The 19,365-nt window shown below is 39.0% G+C and carries 19 protein-coding genes, 1 other RNA gene and 2 riboswitches; of the genes, 5 read left to right on the forward strand and 15 right to left on the reverse strand.

The window, feature by feature from the left end:
* Window positions 1-13: 13 nt before the first annotated feature.
* Genes spoIIIAC through spoIIIAA form a run of 3 tightly spaced genes read right to left on the reverse strand, consistent with a single transcriptional unit; the run spans window position 14 to window position 1,699 of the window.
* On the reverse strand, window positions 14-220 hold the full coding sequence (spoIIIAC, locus tag LS684_RS14220; RefSeq protein WP_233811668.1) for a stage III sporulation protein AC: 207 nt from the start codon (window positions 218-220) through the stop codon (window positions 14-16).
* A gap of 39 nt (window positions 221-259) precedes the next feature.
* On the reverse strand, window positions 260-775 hold the full coding sequence (gene spoIIIAB, locus LS684_RS14225) for a stage III sporulation protein SpoIIIAB (RefSeq protein ID WP_233806883.1): 516 nt from the start codon (window positions 773-775) through the stop codon (window positions 260-262).
* Window positions 776-1,699, reverse strand: coding sequence for a stage III sporulation protein AA (gene spoIIIAA, locus LS684_RS14230; RefSeq protein ID WP_233806885.1), 924 nt, complete (start codon window positions 1,697-1,699; stop codon window positions 776-778).
* Between the two features lie 268 nt (window positions 1,700-1,967).
* Between spoIIIAA and LS684_RS14235 the strand changes: the two genes are divergently transcribed.
* Window positions 1,968-2,639, forward strand: coding sequence for an SIMPL domain-containing protein (locus LS684_RS14235; RefSeq protein ID WP_233806887.1), 672 nt, complete (start codon window positions 1,968-1,970; stop codon window positions 2,637-2,639).
* Window positions 2,640-2,823: 184 nt separating this feature from the next.
* Here LS684_RS14235 and ssrS read toward each other — a convergent pair.
* A non-coding RNA gene (gene ssrS / locus LS684_RS14240) (6S RNA) lies at window positions 2,824-3,008 on the reverse strand.
* 125 nt (window positions 3,009-3,133) lie between these two features.
* Between ssrS and LS684_RS14245 the strand changes: the two genes are divergently transcribed.
* Window positions 3,134-3,304, forward strand: a complete 171-nt coding sequence (locus LS684_RS14245) for a hypothetical protein (RefSeq protein ID WP_233806889.1) — start codon at window positions 3,134-3,136, stop codon at window positions 3,302-3,304.
* 304 nt (window positions 3,305-3,608) lie between these two features.
* Here LS684_RS14245 and efp read toward each other — a convergent pair whose 3' ends face one another.
* From efp to LS684_RS14265, 4 genes are all read right to left on the reverse strand, one after another.
* Complete coding sequence (efp, locus tag LS684_RS14250; RefSeq protein WP_233806899.1) at window positions 3,609-4,166, reverse strand: elongation factor P; 558 nt, start codon at window positions 4,164-4,166, stop codon at window positions 3,609-3,611.
* A gap of 22 nt (window positions 4,167-4,188) precedes the next feature.
* Window positions 4,189-5,250, reverse strand: coding sequence for a M24 family metallopeptidase (locus LS684_RS14255; protein ID WP_233806901.1), 1,062 nt, complete (start codon window positions 5,248-5,250; stop codon window positions 4,189-4,191).
* On the reverse strand, window positions 5,225-5,698 hold the full coding sequence (gene aroQ / locus LS684_RS14260; protein ID WP_233806903.1) for a type II 3-dehydroquinate dehydratase: 474 nt from the start codon (window positions 5,696-5,698) through the stop codon (window positions 5,225-5,227). The genes LS684_RS14255 and aroQ overlap by 26 nt, the downstream gene beginning before the upstream one ends.
* 101 nt (window positions 5,699-5,799) lie before the next feature.
* Window positions 5,800-6,312 (reverse strand): YqhR family membrane protein, encoded by a 513-nt coding sequence (locus LS684_RS14265; protein ID WP_233806905.1) that lies wholly within the window; start codon window positions 6,310-6,312, stop codon window positions 5,800-5,802.
* A 290-nt stretch (window positions 6,313-6,602) separates the two neighbouring features.
* On the opposite strand from LS684_RS14265, the gene LS684_RS14270 reads away from it, so the two are divergent.
* A complete protein-coding gene (locus LS684_RS14270; RefSeq protein ID WP_233806907.1) occupies window positions 6,603-7,550 on the forward strand; it encodes a DUF1385 domain-containing protein in 948 nt (315 codons plus the stop codon).
* Between the two features lie 35 nt (window positions 7,551-7,585).
* The gene (locus tag LS684_RS14275; RefSeq protein ID WP_284701565.1) at window positions 7,586-7,978 is read left to right on the forward strand and encodes an SA1362 family protein; all 393 of its coding nucleotides are present in this window, start codon (window positions 7,586-7,588) and stop codon (window positions 7,976-7,978) included.
* 39 nt (window positions 7,979-8,017) lie between these two features.
* Here LS684_RS14275 and LS684_RS14280 read toward each other — a convergent pair whose 3' ends face one another.
* The 4 genes from LS684_RS14280 to LS684_RS14295 all read right to left on the reverse strand — a co-directional run bounded on the left by LS684_RS14280 (window position 8,018) and on the right by LS684_RS14295 (window position 14,234).
* Window positions 8,018-8,902 carry a patatin-like phospholipase family protein gene (locus LS684_RS14280; RefSeq protein ID WP_233806912.1) on the reverse strand — a complete coding sequence of 295 codons (885 nt, stop codon included), beginning with the start codon at window positions 8,900-8,902 and terminating at the stop codon, window positions 8,018-8,020.
* 99 nt (window positions 8,903-9,001) lie between these two features.
* The gene (gene splB, locus LS684_RS14285) at window positions 9,002-10,027 is read right to left on the reverse strand and encodes a spore photoproduct lyase (RefSeq protein ID WP_233806914.1); all 1,026 of its coding nucleotides are present in this window, start codon (window positions 10,025-10,027) and stop codon (window positions 9,002-9,004) included.
* A gap of 114 nt (window positions 10,028-10,141) precedes the next feature.
* Complete coding sequence (locus LS684_RS14290; protein WP_233806916.1) at window positions 10,142-12,703, reverse strand: vitamin B12-dependent ribonucleotide reductase; 2,562 nt, start codon at window positions 12,701-12,703, stop codon at window positions 10,142-10,144.
* A gap of 694 nt (window positions 12,704-13,397) precedes the next feature.
* Window positions 13,398-14,234, reverse strand: a complete 837-nt coding sequence (locus LS684_RS14295; RefSeq protein ID WP_233806918.1) for a lipoate--protein ligase family protein — start codon at window positions 14,232-14,234, stop codon at window positions 13,398-13,400.
* 174 nt (window positions 14,235-14,408) lie between these two features.
* Here LS684_RS14295 and LS684_RS14300 point away from each other — a divergent pair, with 174 nt between their 5' ends.
* Window positions 14,409-14,792 (forward strand): rhodanese-like domain-containing protein, encoded by a 384-nt coding sequence (locus LS684_RS14300; protein WP_233806920.1) that lies wholly within the window; start codon window positions 14,409-14,411, stop codon window positions 14,790-14,792.
* A gap of 227 nt (window positions 14,793-15,019) precedes the next feature.
* Here the strand turns inward: LS684_RS14300 and gcvPB are convergent, their stop codons facing one another.
* The 3 genes from gcvPB to gcvT are packed head-to-tail and all read right to left on the reverse strand — an operon-like array spanning window position 15,020 to window position 18,942.
* Window positions 15,020-16,480 carry an aminomethyl-transferring glycine dehydrogenase subunit GcvPB gene (gene gcvPB, locus LS684_RS14305; protein WP_233806922.1) on the reverse strand — a complete coding sequence of 487 codons (1,461 nt, stop codon included), beginning with the start codon at window positions 16,478-16,480 and terminating at the stop codon, window positions 15,020-15,022.
* Window positions 16,473-17,819, reverse strand: coding sequence for an aminomethyl-transferring glycine dehydrogenase subunit GcvPA (gene gcvPA / locus LS684_RS14310; protein WP_233806924.1), 1,347 nt, complete (start codon window positions 17,817-17,819; stop codon window positions 16,473-16,475). Before gcvPA ends, gcvPB begins: the two co-directional genes overlap by 8 nt.
* Before the next feature lie 16 nt (window positions 17,820-17,835).
* Window positions 17,836-18,942, reverse strand: a complete 1,107-nt coding sequence (gene gcvT, locus LS684_RS14315) for a glycine cleavage system aminomethyltransferase GcvT (protein WP_233806925.1) — start codon at window positions 18,940-18,942, stop codon at window positions 17,836-17,838.
* A 112-nt stretch (window positions 18,943-19,054) separates the two neighbouring features.
* A riboswitch (glycine riboswitch) is annotated at window positions 19,055-19,132 on the reverse strand.
* A 3-nt stretch (window positions 19,133-19,135) separates the two neighbouring features.
* A riboswitch (glycine riboswitch) is annotated at window positions 19,136-19,225 on the reverse strand.
* Window positions 19,226-19,365 lie beyond the last annotated feature (140 nt).

Consider the following 19,365-nt stretch of genomic DNA (forward strand, 5'->3'; position numbering starts at 1 on the left):
ACGAAGCCCTCCTTTATCCTTGGAATAAAAAGACCGATTTAATTTTCTGAAAGAGATTATCAACGATCGTAGCAACCATAAATAAGATATAAATAAATCCAAATAATGTAACCCACTGTGCATATTCCTTTTTGCCAACCTGGTCAAGGATCGTGTGAAGGAATGCCACCACAATTCCTACTCCCGCAATTTTAAAAATAATATCTACCTCTAAGCCCATCATTTCTCCTCCTTAAACTTCACCACTTCAGAACTTTTGCTACATTAGCAATATGATTAATAATAAGCCTGATAAAAACCCTAAACTCTTTACCATCTTTTCGTATTTTGCCTGTCTCTCACATGCATCTGCTTCTTCTCTTTCTAAGTGGGACAGGGTAAGCATGATTTGCTTTTGCTGTGAAACACGGTCATGCCGACCAAGTGTTTCACCAAATTGCTTCATAATTTCAAACTCTCCTTTTTTAAAGGCCGTTAGCTTCCATACTTCAATCAAGCTTTCTTCCCACGCATCTTTCACGGTTGTATCTTGATTTGTGAGCTTTTTAGAAAAAGCTTCGAAAAACCAAGATAATGGCTTAGACAGCTGGGCAGCTAATCTTCTAGCAGCCTCATGAAGCGGAGTATGACCGTACATGATTTCCGCCTCTAACGATTGGAGTGCAGATTTAAGCTGTCTTAGCTGACGGGGGCGTTCATTCAAATGCCTAGAAGCTTCAAAGCCTGTCCATGTGGTGGCTACTAAAATAATTACAGCACCAATAAGTTTAAGCATCTAAGTCACTCTCACTTCTTTTAGAATCGGACGACCATTTTGATCGCGGATACTTGTAATCGTTCCTGGCCCATCTTTTCTACTTAGCTCTATATACCGTTCAAAAATACCTATCTCAATTAGTGGTTTTAATGTGGGACGTTTTTTCACATCTTCAATGGATGTTCCATGGGTGGTCATCATGAGTGTAATTCCCGCATTCACAGCCTCCATTATGGCTTCTCCGTCTTCTTTTCTTCCAATTTCATCCACAATTAGTACATCTGGACTCATCGAACGAATCATCATCATCATCCCTTCTGCCTTTGGGCAGCTATCAAGAACATCTACTCGAGGTCCAAAGGTTAATTGAGGAATCCCATTTAAACAACCGGCAATTTCAGATCGTTCATCCACAATTCCTACCTTAGCCGCCTTGCGACCTTTTCGCTCATCCCCACTAGAAATGATTCTTGCCATATCTCTCAGCAAGGTTGTTTTCCCGGTTTGGGGAGGACCGATAATCATTGTATGCTTGTAACCAGCATTGTATAAATAAGGAATAATCCCTTCGGCAATTCCAATTTTCTCTCTTGCTATGCGAATGTTAAACGAGGAGAGGTCACGAATGGCTTTCACCATGCCATTTTCAAGAATCACCTTACCAGCTAACCCTACGCGGTGACCACCTGCAATGGTGACATAGCCTCTCTTCAATTCCTCTTCCATCGTGTAAATGGAGAAATGACTTACTTTGTTCATTAATTGAATCGCATCTTCCGGTTGAAAAATATAAGACAAAAATTGCGGAGAACCATTCATCGTAATCTCAATAGGCCGATTGATTCGTAATCGAATTTCTTCCACACCCAACGCCTGGACAGGAGGGATTTTTTTAAGAATCTCGGCAATATGCTTTGGTAAAAAGGTTCGTATCGTTTCCACAGCTAATCCTCCCATATTTCTACGTGTCTCTTACTAATTAAAATGTATGTAAGCTTGACCACTTTATGACTTTGTTTCACCTGTTTTCCTAAAGAATTTGTGAACGTGTACGGGTAAACAGTGAGATTGTTGAATGAAAAAACAAGTAATAGAATATTTTCTACTAATGAACGTTGATTTGCACCTTACTTGTTATTTGAATAAGCATTTAAAGATTGAGGGCTGCAATCAATTTATTGAATGGAGCCTTATAGAGGAGGAGAAGAGAATGTACTATCAGCAACCATTTCAGCCCTATCTTCGTATGCAATTACCCAAGAAAAAGCTGATAAAAGTAACGGGAGAAGGAAGAGTGGCCGTTCAGCCAGATAAAGCAACCATCACTCTTGGGGTAAACACTGAAGATCAAAATCTTGAAACTGCTCAAGCGAACAATTCAAAACACATGAATGATGTAATAAGAAGTTTGGAAAGCATAGGGATTAATAAACAAAATATTCAAACAAGCGAGTATTCCATCTACCCATTATATGAATACAAAGAGGGCGAGCAAATTTTCCGAGGTTATAAAGTAAACCATATGATAACAATTGCAATTAGTGAAATAGACAAAGTTGGGGCTATAGTAGATACTGCCGTGCAAAACGGTGCAAATTCTGTATCACAAATTCAATTCTCTGTATCAAATCCGAATGCTTATTATCAACAAGCACTCATAATCGCCCTGCAAACGGCTGAGCAAAAAGCTGCAACCATTGCTCACTCACTAGGCGTTCAGCTCGTGCAACCGCCAATATTAATTACAGAAGGTTCGCAAATGAATGGTGGCCCCATTCCATTTGAAGCATCTACTCAGGTTAAAGGTGTATCTACCACTCCGATTGAGCCTGGACAATTAGAAATCGAAGCATCGCTGAGAGTGGAATATCCATACGAGTAGGAGTGAGAGTGTATATTTATTCCCAAGAGAGTCTCAGTTTGAGAAATTACCTGACCTGTAACGCTAAGTGATATTACCTTAATGTTTTAACGATTCGTAGTTGTTTGAGACAACTATCCATAATTGTTCCGCACTAAAAAAGAGGCACTCAAATTAATTTGAGTGCCTCTTAGAGTTATAAACTTGTGTAGCCGCGATTGCCGCCGATTTTATATGGAGTTTCATACCTGCTCCAACAGGTGGGTGTCTGCAGAAGCTGGTTCATCGTCCTCTACGCAATGAAGGCTTGATGTCTGAGCTCTCATATTAGACTCCCTATTACTAATTAAAGGTTGAAACTTCATATACAAACGAACAACGCAGCATCCTTAGTCATTATCATACCTGTTTAGTCTTATTTTTTCAATAGAAAAAACTGGCTAGTTCCTTTCATTTATTTCCTGTTCTCTTTTCCATCGAGCTTGACAACAATATAACTGAAAGGAGTGTTTTATATGGTGAATGAAAATCAAGAGGAGTTTTTTAATTATCAACAAAAGTCAGCCTATTTAGGTGGTGCACAAAAGAATCATACTAACCTAAACGCAGATCCCACTTATAATAATAAGGGTGACACTGACATTTCGGTAGGTGCAACAGGAAGGGAACCGTTCTCTAAAAAATAATCTCCAGTAAGAAAAGCGCAGTGCGCCCCTGTCCACGAGGGCTTCGAAGGAGATAAAGGAAACCCGATTAGCTTGTAAGCGAATCGATGTTGACTTATCGTAACGAGAGGACCGAAGTACACTAGGCGCTAGGGCGCTTGCGCTGGATGTCGCAGCGCTTATCCACCATCGATACAATTTATCAATTCATAATCAGTAAAAAAGCCGATTGGAGCATACTACTACGACCGGCTTTTAATACTTAATTCGCTTAGAAATTCCTGGTTAGAGCCGTGTTTAGCTAGAACGCAAACACTTTTTCTAATTACGCACGAGAAACATAAGTGCTGTCAGTTGTATTAACGATTAAACGATCTCCTTGGTTAACGAAGAAAGGAACTTGTACACTTAAGCCAGTTTCTAAGATCGCAGGCTTTGTTCCGCCTGAAGCCGTATCACCTTTGATTCCAGGTTCTGTTTCTGTTACTTCAAGCTCAACTGTATTAGGAAGCTCCACTCCAAGTGTTTCTCCTTGATACATCATGATTTGTACTTCCATATTTTCTTTAAGGAACTTTAGCTCATACTCAATTGATTTTGACGGAAGTTCGATTTGTTCATATGACTCGTTATCCATGAAAACATGCAGATCGCCGTTTGCATATAAGTATTGCATTCTACGATTGTCAATTTGAGCTTTCCCTACTTTTTCACCAGCACGGAATGTTTTTTCTTGAACAGCACCCGTACGAAGGTTACGTAATTTTGAGCGAACAAATGCAGCCCCTTTTCCTGGCTTAACATGTTGGAAATCCATTACTCTCCAAATGCCATTGTCTACTTCAATTGTTAAACCTGTACGAAAATCGTTTACAGAAATCATACTGATATCCTCCTATTTACCTTTAAAGAATGATTAGCTCTTTTGTTGAATGTGTTAGCGTTTCGTTATGATCTTTCGTAATTAACGTATCATCTTCAATACGAACCCCACCAAGTCCAGGAATATATATACCTGGCTCTACCGTTACAACCATTCCAGGCTCTAGTACAAGGTCTGATTTCACAGATAGGGATGGTCCTTCGTGAACCTCAAGTCCAATTCCATGACCTGTTGAATGGCCAAAGTATTCACCATAGCCTTTTTCTGTTATATAATCTCTCGTTAGGGCATCTGCATCTTTTCCCGACATGCCAGGCTTAATTCCATCCATGCCTCGTAACTGTGCATCTAGCACGACTTGGTAGACTTCCTTTAGCTTGTCATCTGCTTCTCCTACAGAGACCGTACGTGTAATATCTGACACATATCCATTATAATATGCCCCGAAATCAAGTGTAACAAAATCGCCCTTCTCAATCACTTTATCACTTGCTACTCCATGTGGTAAGGCAGAACGGTAGCCTGAAGCCACGATAATATCAAAAGAAGATGACGTAGCGCCAGCTTTTCTCATAAAGAACTCGAGTTCATTCGAAACCTCAAGCTCTGTTTTGCCTGGTCGAATGAAATCTAAAATATGTTTAAATGCAGCATCCGCAATGTCTGCTGCCACCTTTAATATCTTAATCTCTGCATCCGTCTTAATCAAGCGTAACTTTTCCACTACACCTGAAATTGGCATAAATTCTGCTTTAACCACTTGTTCATATGCTTTAAATCCTGCAAATGTTAAATGATCTTGTTCAAATCCTAGCTTATTTATTCCTAGTACTTCTATTTGCTTAGCTACTTCTTCAGGAATCGAACCTGTATGTTTGACTATTTCATATCCCTCACACTGTTTGCTTGCTTGCTCAATATATCTGAAGTCTGTAATAAATTGAGCTTTGTCCATGCTAATTAACACGACACCAGAAGACCCTGTAAAGTTCGTCATATAACGACGATTGAAATTGCTTGTAATTAACATTCCATCAATTCCAAGCTTTTCAAAATGGTTACGTAGTTTCTGTAATTTTTCCATTGTTTCCTCTCTCCTTTGCACGATCAATTAATGCTTGAAATGCTAATTCGTACCCTTTAAAGCCTAAACCAACAATTTGTCCGACTGTCACAGGAGCCGTGACGGAAACATGGCGGAATGCTTCGCGGGCATGAACATTTGATATATGTACTTCTATGACTGGAACATCGATAGCTGCAATCGCATCGCGAAGGGCATAGCTGTAATGCGTAAAGGCTCCAGGATTTAAAATAACTCCAATTATCCCGACATGATTAGCTTCATGGAGCTTATCGATGAGAACCCCTTCATGATTTGATTGAAAGCAGAAGACTTCAACTTGCTGCCCTCTCCCCAATTCTTCCATTTGACTCTCTAGATCCTTCAAGCTTGTTGCTCCATATATGTGCGGCTCTCTTTGACCAAGTAGGTTTAAATTGGGGCCATTTAATACGACTATTTTTTGCATATTGAACTCCTGTGAATTGTATTAAAAACATCCCTTTTAGTAAGAATGAAAAAGAATGTCCAATATGAACATTCTAACATAAATTCTTATATTTCTAATAATTAATAGACAACTTCTTTATTCGTTTTTTTTCGTTGTAAAAACTCATTGTATTCATATGATATCGAGTAACCAATAAATGTTCCATAAAGTATATAGAAACACGCACAAGTAATTATCGTATTTCGTTCAAGCTCAGTAAAGGTTTTCATCCCTGGAAATAAAGGGTTTAACACAAAAAACACCAACAAAAACAGCACGGCTCCAAATAGAATGCCTACCCACATTTTTTCAAACTTTTTTAAAGCGCTATAGTATATAAGTGCTGCTACAATGGATACGACACCGATTAAGATGATGGAAATGACTGTACCTAGCCATCCATCCTTCCAATCCCCAATCGCCCATGGTTCAAGAATAATTCTTGGACTAATTTCTGTAAAACTAAAAACATAAGCAACATATGCTAAACTACTCCAAAACACACCACCAAATAATCCAGTCCAAACGACCATAGTCATCATCGACATTGGCTTTTCATTTTGATTCTGTTCTAAGCCTTTTTCTTCAGCCACTATTACCACCTCCGCTTTATTTATTCTGTCCATCAACCCTTAGACTCTTGCATTCATTTTTAATTTTTTCATATCGATTAGAATATTGGTCAAGCTATTGCTGAATGTAGAGGTTTTTTAACTTTTTTAGTAAAATGAAAATAAGGTATTCAGCGTCTGTAAAAAAAAGCATACAACGCAAGAACCAATTTAGATTAATCTATTTTTCTAAATTGCTGCTTTATTTCATACGATTGTTATAAGTAAGGATCGTTGCTGTTTCCTAAGAAAATAGATTGAGGTGCGAAACCATGTCGAAAAAGCAAAAGCCCGTTTACGGTGGGCAAGCTGTTGTCGAAGGGGTTATGTTCGGCGGAAAACATCATTATGTTACAGCAGTTAGGAGAAAGGACGAGTCGATTGATTACTATCATCTCCCTCGAAAATCGAATCCCTCTTTAAAATTATTGAAGAAAATCCCTTTCATCAGAGGAATTGTTGCGATTATTGAGGCAAGTGCAAACGGTTCGAAGCACTTAAACTTCTCAACAGAAAGATATGATGTCAACCCAGAAGATGACGACCAAATTGCAGAGCAAGAAACGTCTAAATTAACAATGGTCCTTGGTGTTGCAGCCATTGGGGTTATTTCCTTCTTATTTGGAAAATTTCTTTTTACATTAATACCCGTATTTTTAGCAGAATTAACAAAACCGATCTTTTCTAGTGATTTCAGTCAGGTGTTAATTGAAGGCTTTTTTAAACTCATCTTACTTCTCGGCTATATTTATTTTGTTTCATTGACACCAATTATTAAACGGGTGTTCCAATATCACGGAGCAGAGCATAAAGTAATTAATACCTTTGAAAACGGAAAAGAATTAACTGTTGAAAATGTGCAAGCCCAATCAAGGCTTCATTATCGCTGTGGGAGCAGCTTTATTCTTTTCACAGTCATTATCGGTGTGTTTGTCTATATGCTTGTTCCCCTTGAGCCATTGTGGGTTCGCGTTGTGAATCGCCTTGCCCTAATACCAGTTGTACTAGGGATTTCCTTTGAAGTGCTGCAGGTTACAAATAAACTCCGTGATGTACCAGTATTAAAATATCTTGGATTACCTGGACTTTGGCTTCAGCTATTAACTACGAAAGAACCTAGTGATGATCAAGTGGAAGTAGCGATCCTTTCCTTCCAAGAACTATTGCGAATGGAAAAAGAAACGGAAGATCAGCTAAATTCTGCAGAAGGACTAGTTTAAAATGAACAAAATATGCTAATCATGCTTTTAAGGAGGTGGTTTTCTTGAAACAAAGGACTTCGTTTTACTTCGTAATGATACTGATTGCGCTTGGAGCCTTAGGCGTAATTAGCCGTTTGATTAACAACCCCGGCGCATTTATTCAGAGCATAGTTGTCATAGTCATCGTTGGTGCCGTATTCTATTTCATATACCGAAAAATGACCCAATCAAGCCCGCAAAAGCAAGAGCAAAGAGCATTCGTAAAAGCAGCTAAACGATCTAAGAAACGATTCCAAAAATCCGAAAGCGGTTCCAATCGAAGTCTAAAGAAATCCAATCTCGGCTCTTTGACTAAATTGAAATCTGAATCAAAGAAGAAGTCTTCTTCTCATTTAACTGTCATCGAAGGAAAAAAAGGCAAAAAGAAAAATCGAGCATCGTTATAATATGCTCGATTTTTTTGTATTTCAAGTGATACATTCAATCTAATAAGTCCATGTAGAAAGAAACATGGATGCCTTTTCTCTCCCTAATTCTAATAACTCCTGTTTTTTTTCTGAGCTGATTTGAAATTCGGTTGTGATCGCACTCTCTGTTGGAATAAAGATAATGTTTTTCTCGTGCCTTCTTGAAATGTATCTAGCGTCATGTGCATTTTTCATTGTTTCGAACAATGCTCCATAAAGGTCGATAGCATTATCAATTTTATTTTTAGGCATTGCAGTTAAATTATGGCTCAGCTTTATTCCTAATACTGGACGCTTTAGTTTCACATTTTCCTTATCAAACAACCACATAGGGAAATTGCTAAGAACCCCACCGTCAACCACAATATTCGTGTCACCCCCTGTTTTTAACCTTACAGGTTCAAAAAAGAAGGGGAGACTACAGCTCATGCGGATTGCTTTAGCAACAGAAAACGTGAGGGGATCTATGCCATACTTTGGCAGATCGTCTGGCAGGACGAGCAAACGACCATTGGTTAAGTCAGAAGCAACCACACGTAAACTTTTGGGCGGCAAATCTCCAAAGGTTCGCACACCTTTTTGAGCAAGCTTAATAGCGATCCACTTTTCTAGTTCTTTTCCTTTATATAGTCCTAGTCTCCAATACAGGAGTACCCATTTAGCAATAGGATAGGGAATAATCGTCCTTCTTGAATCTAGAAGCTTCTCTAAGTCAAGGTCTGAGAGTAACTCATTTATTTCATCACTCGTATACTTTGCTGCGATAAATGCTGCAATCAATGCTCCCGCACTTGTTCCTGCAACTCGCTTAAAACGAAAGCCTCTACGCTCAATTTCTTCATATGCTCCGACTAAGGCAAAGCCTTTAATTCCTCCACCTGAAAAAACGCCGTCAATATACATGATCGCCACTCCCTCGATGTAATCCCATGTTACATCTTTAAGCAGCACCTCATAAAAATAGTACGGCATACAAGCTAAATAAAATAAAATTGCATCCTACTACGTAAAGTATTGTACTTCTGCTTCAGGAAAGTAAGATTTTACATACCCTCGAATGGTTTCTTCTAACTGACTTGCCTCATCTGTAGGATAAACATATTTTCCAATCCCATATCTGCCCCACTTATATTTTCGCTTTTCTTCATCCATTTCTAGCTTAGTTTTTGGATAGCGTTTTTGAATCACATTTTTGGCTGGCTTTGTAAACCGGTGTTGAATTAATTCAAATGTCAGACCTTCAAGGTTTACACCCTTTAGAGATTCACTTAAGCGTTCAAAAAGTTCTCTATAGCCCTCTTCCCAATTCTCATGCAAATAAATGGGGGCCACTATAAAGCCAAGGGGATACCCGGCGTCTGCAACCTTTCTTGCCGCTTCTAATCTCTCGTCAAATGAGGAAGTGCCTGGTTCAAAGTTTTTGATTACATACCGGGAATTCACGCTGAATCGAAAACGGGTTTTCCCATTATGCTTGGCATCTAATAAATGGTCTACATGGTGATACTTAGTTACAAACCGCAATCGACCAAATTCCGTCTGACCAATAAATTCAATCGTCTTTTTTAATGAATGTGTAAGATGATCGATCCCTACTATATCCGATGTACAGGCTGCTTCAAAACGGGTAATCTCAGGCTGTCTTTCCTCCATGTACTTCGTTGCCTGGTCGAAGATTTCATCTAGGTTTACATATGTTCGAATGTAAGGCTTACTCCCTAATGTTGTTTGAAGATAGCAATAATGGCAGTGTCCCATACAACCTGTCGCTAATGGAATAGCATACTCAGCTGAGGGCTTTGATGTATCGAATTTCAATGTTCGTCTAATTCCAACCACTAGGGTAGATTTGGCAACTCGATATTTTTGCAGCTCATTTTCGCCCGGGATTCCTCTTACCTGGTTATGTGAAGTTGTTTCCCTTATTTCAAGCCCCATCTTCTCAAATTTCTCTTTTAATTCCATTCCAAGCGGATATTCTAGTGCTTTAGGTTCGATATATACAAGCTGTGGTACAAACGGTTTCATGTTCTGACCTCATTTCTTTGCTATTGACCTGATTATGCTTAGTATGCTCAACAAAAAAATGAAACGAAAAAAAGAGAGTAGGAAAAATTTTTCCAACTCTCCTCAATTATGAACTTATAACCCACACTTTAATTGTGCATTACAATTTGTACACGTGTTACAGCCACCGATTTCTTTTACTTGTCCTTTGCGGCAAACGGGGCATGTATTTCCTACTTCTGATCCAATCGTCACATCTGTTGAACGAAGATCGTTAATTGTATCGACAAGAACGACATGCTGTTTCGCTGCAGGAATTTTCTTGCTTTCTTCTTCTTCAAAGCTATTTTCTTCTGCTTTTAAGGTTAAGACTTGTGTGTCTCGAGAGCCATCAACATACACTGTGCCGCCCTTCGCTCCACCTTTATATAAACGTTCATATACTTTTTCAACCTGTTCAACACTGTATCCTTTAGGGGCATTAACTGTTTTACTAATTGAACTATCGATCCAGCGTTGAATGATACATTGAACGTCCGCGTGAGCTTCTGGTGCTAGCTCCATAGCCGTTACAAACCAATGTGGCAAATTGTTAGGATCTGCATCTGGGTGCTGATCTAAATATTCTTGAACAATGTCTGCCTTAACTTCAATAAATTTACCAAGACGACCACTTCTGAAATAAGAGAAGGAGAAGTATGGTTCTAATCCAGTAGATACCCCCACCATTGTTCCTGTACTTCCAGTTGGTGCAACGGTTAATAAATGAGAGTTACGAATTCCATGCTCTAGAATTGAATGACGAACATCTTCAGGCATTTTCTTCATAAATCCAGTTTTAGTAAATGCTTTTCGTAAACGGTTCGTTTCTGCTTCTGATTGACCAACTAGGAATGGGAAGCTTCCCTTTTCTTTCGCTAACTCAACAGATGTGCGGTATGCTGTCGTAGCAATTGCTTCGAACACTTTGTCTACTAATTGATTCCCTTCTTCAGAACCGTATTCTGTTTCACAATAAATGAGAAGATCATGAAGACCCATAACCCCTAAACCTACACGTCTCTCGCCTAGTGCTTGCTTTTTATTCTCTTCCAAGAAATATGGCGTAGCATTAATAACGTTATCTTGCATACGAACGCCTACTTCAACCGTGCGCTTTAATTTATCAAAATCTACTTGCTTTGTTTCTTTATTCGCCATTTCAGCAAGGTTTACAGCTGCTAAATTACAAACACTATAAGGGGCAAGCGGCTGTTCCCCACAAGGATTTGTAGCGACAACGCTATTTCCATACGCTTTTGCGTTCGTCATATCGTTGGCATTATCAATGAAGAAAATTCCAGGCTCGGCTGAATAAGTAGCACAGATATTGATTAAGTTCCAAAGCTCCTTCGCTTTGATTTGGCGATAAACTCGTACTTTATGGTTCATTTTCTCCCATTCGCGAACATCGCCAACTTTATGCCATTCTTCATTATAGGTTTGCATTTCTTCTGCAGAATAGCTTTCTACATCTGGGAAGCGAAGCTCATATTCTTCATCCTTTTCAACTGCATCCATAAATTCCTTCGTTAAGCATACTGAAATATTCGCACCTGTTAAAAATTCGGAATTATGAACAGAATAATTTCCACCAGTTTCTAGCTTCTCTTCTGCATCACGAATCATCTTATCTGAGAATCCGCCAAGACCAGGGATTGTTTTATAGTTAATGATCCCTTGGTACATTGCTTTTTCTTGTTCTGTAAGCGGAGTGAATTTTAACTTTTCCTTCGCATACCTTTTGATTGTCTCATCATTAGTTGTTTCTAATAAAAAGCGTAAAATTCGAGGGTTTTGCATTTTTGAAATAATAAATTCGATTATATCTGGATGCCAATCTGCTAGCATGATCATTTGGGCACCACGGCGTGAACCCCCTTGCTCAACTAAGTGAGTTAGCTTCGCAATATCATCTAACCATGAAACCGAACCTGACGACTTGCCGTTCACACCTTTTGCTAATGTGTTCCGTGGACGTAGCGTGGAACCATTTGTTCCAACACCACCACCTCGGCTCATTATTTCCATCACTTGTTTGCGGTGCTCAGAAATCCCTTCACGAGAATCCTGAACGAACGGCATAACGTAGCAGTTAAAGTAGGTCACATCTGTATTCGATCCAGCTCCGTATAATACACGACCAGCTGGAATAAAGTTTAAATTCACAAGCTCTTCGTAAAACTTGTGAAACCATTCTTGGCGCTTTTCTTCCGTTGTTTCGACCGATGCTAGGCCTGTTGCATTGCGTTTTGCAATTTGCTCATAGAATACTTCTAATGGCTTCTCTATCACATCAAGAGAGCGAATAATAATACCGGTGTCAGCCTCTTGTGGGTTGTCCAAAACGCCTCTGAACTCATCATCGACTTTTACCTTTGCTTTTTTACTTTCCCAATCAATCTCAACGATATATCCTAATCCGCGTGCAGGAAATTTAGGGTCTTCTTTGATGGTTAATACAACGAAGTCTCCATTTGTTAGTGTCACTTTTTCAGTATCTTTAAACGTATAACGATCGAGCATCACTAAACGAGAGACCCCTTTATGGGTAGTTTTCATATCAGGGGTAATGGGGTGAACTTGGGGAAATAACCGAATATCCTTGTTCAATCTCTCAATATTAATTTCATTATTTTGTCTCAATGCAACAGACATGCCTACAACTCCTTCAAATGAAAATGTTTCTTTGTTTTTTTCTATGGCTGTTTTCCTATATATTGTTGCTTCTGAAACATGGGCAGCAGTTTTTTGCTCCAGGATACTCGCTTGCCGCGAGACGTGCAATTCGCCTCCTCGGTTTTGCCTCTCTCCGGGATCTCATCTGTCCCACCGCTCACACATGTGTCTCGCTTCCTACCGCTCCATACTCCCAGCCTTCGTATGAAGAAGGTATCATGCTATAAAACAACAATCTTTTAGAAAATAGCCTTTTCTATAAATTAGCGAAAAGCTAATAGTTTAGTAGTTTATGTTACGAATCTAGATGTTTATTGCAGTAACAATAAAATATCATATAAAAAAACCAAAATCAACATATAGTACCTCATTTATTTTTCTACATACTATATATTGTGTTTTGGTCAAATTGTTTTCATTTTGTCAAACACCAAAAAGGATAGAAACAAGAGAAAAAAAGAGATTTATCTATTTTTACAGCAAAATACGATAATTTTTAACATATTTTGAGCCTTGCTTCTTTTTTCAAAGGAAAAAGCCTAGAAATATGCGATTTGTATGCATCTAACAACAAAAAAAGAAAAAGCGACAAAATTCGCCACTTTTTCAAAATATTATTAAATCGTTCCTTATACCTAGCATTACTTGTTGACAACACAGCAATGCTCTATTTTTATCGTTTGAAATTCCATTTTGGATTTTCATATCGATCTTTAGCTAGTTGCTCAACAATTGAAATTTCATCAGGTGTAAGCTCATATGGCTCTAGCTTGATATTAAGCCCCTCTTCAAACCCTTTTTTAAAGGCTTCTTTTGCTTCATTAAGCGTAATCGTTCTTGGGCTTATTTCATTAATTGCAACCGCTTTATTTTTAAAAGCCTTCTGCATTCGTTCCTTTACCCGATCATTTGGATATTTAAATAGACTAAAAAGCTTATCCTCATCAAGATCGAGTAAAATTGATCCATGTTGAAGAATAACACCCTTCTGCCTCGTTTGTGCACTGCCAGCTACCTTTCGTCCTTCAACAACAAGTTCATACCAGCTAGGTGCATCAAAACAGACCGCTGATCGAGGGTTTTTTAATGAACTACGCTCTTCATCTGTTCTTGGGACTGCGAAATAGGCCTCTAACCCTAAATGATGAAAGCCCTTTAATATCCCTTCAGAAATCACCCTGTAAGCTTCTGTGACCGTATTTGGCATATCTGGGTGCTCTTCTGAAACAATCACACTGTATGTAAGCTCATGCTCGTGAAGAACCCCTCTCCCACCTGTAGGTCTTCTTACAAAACCTAAGCCATGTTCTTGTACTGCTTCCATATTGATTTCTTTTTCAACCTTCTGGAAGTAACCGATCGATAATGTTGCTGGATCCCATCCATAAAAGCGAATAACAGGTGGGATTTTCCCCTGACTATTCCAATCTAGCAATGCCTCATCTAGTGCCATATTAAATGATGGGGAGCAATTGCCCGAGTCAATAAACCGCCAAATTTCTTTTTCCATCTTGAACCCTCGTTTGTCATTTAATAATTTCTGCGTTTTTTAGTCTATCAGATGATACATAAAAAACAAAGTAAGAAAACCTTGTCCGATTATTTAAGAAGATATTCTTTACTCCCTCCTATCATAACTTATATAATATAAGTTGTCTTATCCCTGTGTGAAAGGAGTAAAGAGATGGATATTTTATATTTCATTTTAATTGCGGTTGGTGCTATTTTAACCTATTCAATCGTTGTCTTTTTATATCAACGAAAGATTCTAAAAACCTTGACAGAGGAAGAATTCCGTCAAGGCTATCGCAAGGCACAACTAATTGATGTAAGAGAACCGAATGAATTTGAAGCAGGACATATTCTTGGCTCTAGAAATATCCCGCTTTCGCAGTTAAAAATGCGCATGAAGGAAATTCGTCCGGACAAGCCTGTCTATCTTTATTGCCAAAGTGGAACTCGCAGCGGCAGAGCTGCCCAATTCCTTAATAGAAAAGGCTATAAAGACCTTTCTCAACTACAAGGCGGGTTCAAAAAATGGTCTGGTAAAATAAAATCAAAGAACTAAAACAAAGAAAAAGCCTGTTGTGTGGAAATTCCCCTCAACAGGCTTTTTTCTCTTCTTGCCTTTTAATTGTCTATTTCTATGTCGACATTCTATCCCAAAACAGTTCCATTCTACAAAAAGCAACCTCGTCTAATAATAGAAGGAAAAAGCGCGAATTCGCTTAGGAATTCACGCTTAATTTTGATTATTCAACAAGTTATCCAGTGAATGTTTTCTACAACAATTTTTTAAGCTTTTAGGTAACGAAGAACCGGCTTACGAGCAGCAAGCGTTTCGTCTAGACGACCTACTACAGTTGTATGTGGAGCTTCTTGAACGATTTCCGGATTTTCTTCTGCTTCCTTCGCAATTTGAATCATTGCATCGATAAACTCATCTAATGTTTCTTTAGATTCTGTTTCTGTTGGTTCAATCATAATACATTCCTCTACATTTAGCGGGAAGTAAATGGTTGGTGGATGGTACCCAAAGTCAAGAAGACGTTTGGCAATATCTAACGTACGAACCCCTAGTTTCTTTTGTCGTTTTCCGCTAAGTACGAATTCATGCTTACAATGACGGTCGAACGGAAGATCAAAGTGTGGCTCAAGTCTTCTCATCATGTAGTTGGCATTTAATACCGCGTATTCAGTGACAGCCTTTAACCCATCAGGACCCATCGTACGGATATACGTATATGCGCGTACATTAATCCCAAAGTTTCCATAGTATGGTTTGACACGGCCAATCGATTGAGGGCGATCATAATCTAATATATATTCGTCCCCTCTTTTCGTTATAATTGGTTTTGGAAGGAACGGAATTAAGTCTTCTTTTACACCTACAGGGCCCGATCCTGGGCCACCCCCACCATGTGGACCTGTAAAAGTCTTATGAAGGTTTAAGTGAACGACATCAAAGCCCATATCACCTGGACGTGCTTTTGATAGAACGGCATTAAGGTTTGCTCCATCATAATAGAGCTTACCACCTGCACCGTGAACGATCTCAGCCATTTCAAGAATGTTCTCTTCAAATAGACCTAGTGTATTAGGGTTTGTTAGCATTAGAGCTGCCGTTTCTTCATTAACAACACGACGAAGATCCTCTAAATCCACTAAGCCATTCTCATCCGACTTTACTGTAATTGTTTCAAAGCCGGCAACTGTCGCAGATGCTGGGTTTGTTCCATGAGCAGAATCGGGAACAATTACTTTCGTCCGTTTTGTATCGCCGTTTGCTTCATGGAAAGCACGGATCATCATTAACCCCGTCCATTCTCCATGTGCTCCAGCAGCTGGTTGAAGTGTCACTTCATCCATTCCTGTAATTTCAATTAAATGCTCTTGTAGATCGTATAACAGTTCAAGAGCCCCTTGAACAGAGCTCTCATCTTGCAATGGATGAATATGAGCAAATCCATTAAAACGTGCAACATTTTCATTGATTTTCGGATTGTATTTCATCGTACAAGAACCAAGAGGATAGAAGCCTGAATCTACTCCATGATTACGCTTCGATAATGCCGTATAATGACGCATAATATCTAGCTCAGACACTTCTGGTAGATTCGGCTCTTCAACGCGTAAATAGCCTTCAGGAAGCAGCTCGTTTACATCGATTTCTGGAACATCTAGCTCCGGGATGCTATAGCCAATACGACCTGGTTTACTCACTTCAAAAATCAACGGCTGATCTTGATTAAGCATTGTAATCCCCCAATTCTTTTACAAATGTGTCTATCTCTTCTTTTGTTCTAAGCTCAGTAACTGCTACAAGCATATGATTTTCTAACTCGTTGAAATCACGTCCGAGATCATATCCACCGATGATTCCATTCGTTAATAATTGTTGATTCATTGCTTTAACAGGCTTATTTAATTTCACGACAAATTCATTGAACGATGGTCCATCAAATGCAATCTCAAATCCATTCTCTATAAAGACTTTTTTAGCATAATGCGCTTTCTGGATATTTGCCATCGCCATATCTTTTACACCTTTTTTCCCAAGAGCTGTCATCGCAACAGAGGCTGCTAGTGCATTTAGTGCTTGGTTTGAACAAATATTTGAAGTCGCTTTATCACGGCGAATATGTTGTTCACGTGCTTGTAACGTTAAGACAAAGCCACGTCTCCCTTGCTCGTCATTTGTTTGTCCAACAAGTCGGCCAGGTACTTTTCTCATCAGCTTATTCGTTACTGCAAAATAACCGCAGTGCGGGCCACCGAAAGCGGTAGGAATCCCAAATGGCTGTGCGTCCCCAACTACGATATCTGCTCCAAATGAACCTGGAGGAGTTAGTGCACCAAGTGCAAGAGGATTACTCGAAACGACAAACATAGACTTTTCAGCATGGATGATTTCTTCAAGCTCTTTTAACGGCTCCACACGACCAAAGAAGTTAGGATATTGAACAATCACAGCTGCAATATCACCATTCATCATTTCTTTTAAGGCTTGTAGGTCCGTTACTCCATTTTCATGTGGCACTTCAATTACTTCTATATATTGACCCTTCGCATATGTCTTAACGACCTCTTTTGACTCTGGGTGTACAGCAGAAGAGATAAGTACCTTTTTCCGACGTGTTTGACCTGCGCTTAGCATGGCTGCTTCTGCAAGAGCTGTTCCCCCATCATACATAGAAGAGTTCGCAACATCCATTCCTGTAAGTTCACAAATCATCGTTTGGAATTCAAAAATCGCTTGTAGTTCCCCTTGAGAAATTTCTGGCTGGTAAGGAGTATACGCTGTATAAAATTCAGAGCGAGATAAAACGTGATCGACAATAACTGGCATATAATGGTCATAGACACCCGCTCCAAGGAAGGAGGCGTTTGAGCGTAAATCGGCATTTTTTTGTGCTAATTGTGTCAGCTCTTTCATTAAAGCCGTTTCAGATTTCGCTTGTTTAATCTTGTATTCCCCTTTGAATCGAACCTTTTCAGGGATATCATTAAATAGCTCATCAACAGATTGAACACCAATTGTATCTAGCATGGCTTTTTGGTCAGATTCTGTCATCGGTAAGTAGCGATGTTTCATCAGTGATTCTCCTCTCTTACTTCTTTTCTCTTTTATAGAATGGGGTTGATGCAACTTGTGCTTTTAAGCGTTTTCCACGAATTTCAATCTCTACCTCTGTTCCCACTTCAGTAAAGTCTGTTTTTAGTAATGCTAAGCCAATATTTTTCTTTAATGTTGGCGATTGTGTACCCGTTGTTACTTCGCCAATCTGCTCTTCACCTTTAAAGACAGAGTATCCATGACGAGGAATACCACGATCAAGCATTTCAACACCAACAAGCTTTCTTGGTACACCATTTTCACGCTGGTTCTTTAATACTTCTTTTCCGATAAAATCAGCTTCTTTATTTATCTTGACAGCAAACCCAATACCTGCTTCTAAAGGAGTAATTTCTGGAGATAATTCTTGGCCGTATAAAGCTAAATTTGCTTCAAAACGAAGAGTGTCACGTGCACCTAACCCACACGGAATGACGCCCTCTTCTTTTCCAGCTTCTAAAATAGCATGCCAAAGCGTAACAGCGTCTTTTGAGTCACAATAAATTTCAAACCCATCTTCTCCTGTATATCCTGTACGTGATACTAAGGCGTGTATGCCTCCAAGATTGACTTCATTTTGAAATTTAAAGAAGCCGATATCACTTAAGCTACCTTCCTGAACAAGCTTTTGCAAAACACCTTCAGCTAAAGGACCTTGAAGGGCAAGCTGAGCTGTTTTTTCAGAGAGATTATCTAACTTCACTTCACCTTCCACGTGATCTACTAACCATTGATAATCTTTTTCAATGTTAGAAGCGTTTACAACGAGTAAATAATGGTTGTCTTCTAATTTATAAACGAGGAGGTCATCAACTGTTCCGCCGTTCTCGTAGCACATCGCTGTATACTGCGCGCCACCATCTTTCAATTTTGAAACATCATTTGTCATCATTTTTTGCAAGTATGCGAGGCTATCAGTACCTTTAACCTCTACTTCTCCCATATGAGAAACATCAAATAACCCTGCTTTTGTTCTTACAGCTTCATGTTCATCTTTAATACTTGAGAACTGTACAGGTAAGTCCCAACCACCGAAATCAATCGTTTTTGCTCCGTATTCTTTATATACGTCAAAGAGCGGTGTGCGTTTTAATTCTGACATTTGATAATCCTCCCCCATTGAAAATCGCTATAGAAGTATGATTTAACTTGCTTTCATGCTGTATTTGGGCATACAAAAAAGGACAGAAACCTCCCTGTTAATTCGAGAAGGTCTCTGTCCTTTCACCTGAAAGTTTACCAGTGTATGGCTTTCCCCTTTGGTGGCTTTTTGTAAAAAGCGCTCTCCAGAGTTGCGTCCAACAAGAGTTCTTTTGCCTGAGAGATTCACAAGTTCATTGCTTGCTCCTTCGGCGCTACGCTGTAGTCTCTCCCCTTGCTGTCATTCGCATTTATAAAATTTACCATATTGGTCATACTAGTACATACTGGAAATCATTTAATAAAACTTCTATAAGATTTTATAATTTGACAAATTTCTAAACATTTAAAAGCTACTCTCATCCTACCATCCTTAAACCATTTG

It is taken from the genome of Cytobacillus spongiae (genome assembly GCF_021390075.1).

Bases quoted from the DNA above. Each gene is read 5' to 3' on its own strand.
- spoIIIAC (WP_233811668.1), bottom strand. From the start codon at position 220: ATGGGCTTAGAGGTAGATATTATTTTTAAAATTGCGGGAGTAGGAATT.
- spoIIIAB (WP_233806883.1), bottom strand. From the start codon at position 775: ATGCTTAAACTTATTGGTGCTGTAATTATTTTAGTAGCCACCACATGG.
- LS684_RS14235 (WP_233806887.1), top strand. From the start codon at position 1,968: ATGTACTATCAGCAACCATTTCAGCCCTATCTTCGTATGCAATTACCC.
- LS684_RS14245 (WP_233806889.1), top strand. From the start codon at position 3,134: ATGGTGAATGAAAATCAAGAGGAGTTTTTTAATTATCAACAAAAGTCA.
- efp (WP_233806899.1), bottom strand. From the start codon at position 4,166: ATGATTTCTGTAAACGATTTTCGTACAGGTTTAACAATTGAAGTAGAC.
- LS684_RS14255 (WP_233806901.1), bottom strand. From the start codon at position 5,250: ATGGAAAAATTACAGAAACTACGTAACCATTTTGAAAAGCTTGGAATT.
- aroQ (WP_233806903.1), bottom strand. From the start codon at position 5,698: ATGCAAAAAATAGTCGTATTAAATGGCCCCAATTTAAACCTACTTGGT.
- LS684_RS14270 (WP_233806907.1), top strand. From the start codon at position 6,603: ATGTCGAAAAAGCAAAAGCCCGTTTACGGTGGGCAAGCTGTTGTCGAA.
- LS684_RS14280 (WP_233806912.1), bottom strand. From the start codon at position 8,902: ATGTATATTGACGGCGTTTTTTCAGGTGGAGGAATTAAAGGCTTTGCC.
- splB (WP_233806914.1), bottom strand. From the start codon at position 10,027: ATGAAACCGTTTGTACCACAGCTTGTATATATCGAACCTAAAGCACTA.
- LS684_RS14290 (WP_233806916.1), bottom strand. From the start codon at position 12,703: ATGTCTGTTGCATTGAGACAAAATAATGAAATTAATATTGAGAGATTG.
- LS684_RS14295 (WP_233806918.1), bottom strand. From the start codon at position 14,234: ATGGAAAAAGAAATTTGGCGGTTTATTGACTCGGGCAATTGCTCCCCA.
- LS684_RS14300 (WP_233806920.1), top strand. From the start codon at position 14,409: ATGGATATTTTATATTTCATTTTAATTGCGGTTGGTGCTATTTTAACC.
- gcvPB (WP_233806922.1), bottom strand. From the start codon at position 16,480: ATGCTTAATCAAGATCAGCCGTTGATTTTTGAAGTGAGTAAACCAGGT.
- gcvPA (WP_233806924.1), bottom strand. From the start codon at position 17,819: ATGAAACATCGCTACTTACCGATGACAGAATCTGACCAAAAAGCCATG.
- gcvT (WP_233806925.1), bottom strand. From the start codon at position 18,942: ATGTCAGAATTAAAACGCACACCGCTCTTTGACGTATATAAAGAATAC.